Consider the following 2,494-nt stretch of genomic DNA (forward strand, 5'->3'; position numbering starts at 1 on the left):
TTCTATGATAGAGTCACTACAGCAGTACCAACAATTGAACTAAATGGTTGTCCTTCAATTGCAGCATTTCCAAGATCTGTAAACCCTGTATATACAAAGATATCATCTTCGCTAAAGTCAGGACCAAGATCAACTACTGTCGTTCTGTATTTTGTATAGTTTGTATTGATATTCCAGTTAAAACCTCTTCCTTCATTTCTTACAGGATTAATTCCTAAGTCAACTTCAAAACCATAACCTTCCATTCTACCGATGTTAACACTCGTAGAAGTAAATCCTGTAGCAGGGTCTAGACCTCTTGATGTAATTTGATCTGTAGTGACTCTATCATAGAATGAAAAATCTAAACTTACTCGATTATCAAGGAATCTGGATTCTATACCAAATTCTGTTTCTTCATACAATTCTGGTTTCAAGCCTGGATTTCCGAGGGCTCCCACAGTTGTGTTAGAAATATATGTTGTTCCACCATTATCTTGAAACGCTTGAGAAATTAATGCTAGGTTATTTGAAACCGGGAATCCGGATGAGAACCCAGCTGAGGTTCCATAACTAGCTCTTAATTTCAAATAATTGATACCGTTTGTAGTTCTAATACCCGGAAACGCTACTGAAGGCAAGAATGAAATACTTGCACTAGGGTAGGCTTTACTGTTTTCAACGTGGTTTGAAACCCAGTCGTTCCTAGCTGCTAAGTTTAAATATAAATAGTTTTTAAAGTCAAAATCTGCCTGACCATAAACACCAACAATATTTCTGTAAGCTGTTGTTTGAATCACTCCGCTATTTGATCTGAAGTTGAAGTGTCTGAATACATCGAAAACAATTTGATCAATACTTTGCATTCCGTGGCGGTCATAACGCTCATACTTGGAAGTTGCACCTAAAGTAAAGTTAAACCCTAGATCATCAGTTAATGAATAGCTTCCGTTCAACATCAAGTTGTGATCCCAAATTTGATTAGTGTTTGTATAAGTTGTGTATTCACCCAAGTTTACAGATTCCGGAGCTCCGGCACCTTTGTTGGTGCTTATCTCATTAAATTCAGAATACACATCATATCCAACCCGATACGAAGCGCTCAAATTGTCGTTTATTTCATATTGGAAATTTGCCTGTCCAAAAGAACGGTTCGTAATTTGGTTAACAGAACTGTTTTTTACTGTCCAGTTAGGGTTTACAATGTCATCACCAGAACGGTAATAAACACTTTGACCGGTTACAGGATTTTGATAAGGAAGATCCATTAAAGGAAGGTTTCTAGGTGTATAAAATACATCGCCAAAAACTGATAAACCAAATTGAGCAGATGATGCATTACTATATGCTACCGGAGGTGTAGTGAAGTCTGTTCTAACATAGTTTATAGTGCTTGACACAGTAAACTTGTTTGAAAGAATTGCTCGACCACCAACAGAGAATGAATTTCTTTTTGTAACGTTTCCGGGAGTAAAGCCTTCATCGTTTACACGGCCGTAGTTAAAGTTGTAGTTGTATTTGCCGTCTTCAGAGCTTCCTGCTATATTGACTGAGGTGTTTGTTGCTAAACCACTTCTAAAGAATTCTTTAACATGGTTGTCAGCAGGTTCCCAAGGTAATGTAGCACCTTCATATTGTGGAAACACTTCATTTAATGCTGGTCTGTCATAAGGGTGAGGCCAAGTTCCATCTTCATTGATGTTACTTGATGGGTCTCCCCAGCCACCTAGGCCAGTTTCATAAAAACCGGGTCCCCAGTTACTGAAAAAGTTACCGAAAGATTGGTCAAAACCATTTCCGTATTTGTTAGTGAAATCAGGTAATGAAGCAATCTCATTGTTAAATACTGATTGAATGACAGTAATCTCAGTTTTTTTAGCACTTTTTGAAGATGAACCGGCTTTTGTAGTAATAAGAATTACACCATTTTTACCTTCTGTACCGTAAAGAGTAGCAGCAGCATACCCCTTTAATACTGAAATACTTTCAATGTTGTTGGGATCAAGGTCTAAAGACCGGCTAGATCCACTGTTACCATTAACGAAATTACCAACTGCATTGGTATCGTTTGAAATTGGCACACCATCAACAATAAATAAAGGTTGGTTACTTCCTGTAATGGAGTTGTAACCTCTAATGTTAATGTTTGTTGCAGAACCGGATATACCGCTGGTATTGTTAATAACAACCCCAGAAGTTTTTCCTGAAAGTACTCTGGCAACATCCCCTTCAGAACGTTGCTCGATGCTTTCAGCAGCGACTTCACTTACTGCATAACCAAGTGCTTTTTTCTCTCTTGCAATTGCGAAACCAGTTACAACAACCTGAGAAAGTTCTTCTCCTGCCTGCATTTGCAGATCAATTGTTGACGTAGTTGCGGTCACCGCTCTTTCTTGAGTAGAAAAACCCACATAGGTAAACACAAGCGTTTGCCCCACACTGGCATTGAGGGAATAATTTCCGTCAAAGTCAGACTGGGTACCTGTAGTAGTACCTTTGATTACAATGTTAACCC

General features: G+C 38.4%; 1 protein-coding gene. It reads right to left on the reverse strand.

What is annotated here, in order from left to right; genetic code table 11:
* Positions 1 to 2 precede the first annotated feature (2 nt).
* Positions 3 to 2,494: SusC/RagA family TonB-linked outer membrane protein (locus AACY61_RS12345; RefSeq protein WP_339611881.1), on the reverse strand; the 2,492-nt coding region annotated here is incomplete at its 5' end.

The organism is uncultured Planktosalinus sp. (assembly GCF_963973675.1).
Lineage (GTDB): Bacteria > Bacteroidota > Bacteroidia > Flavobacteriales > Flavobacteriaceae > Planktosalinus.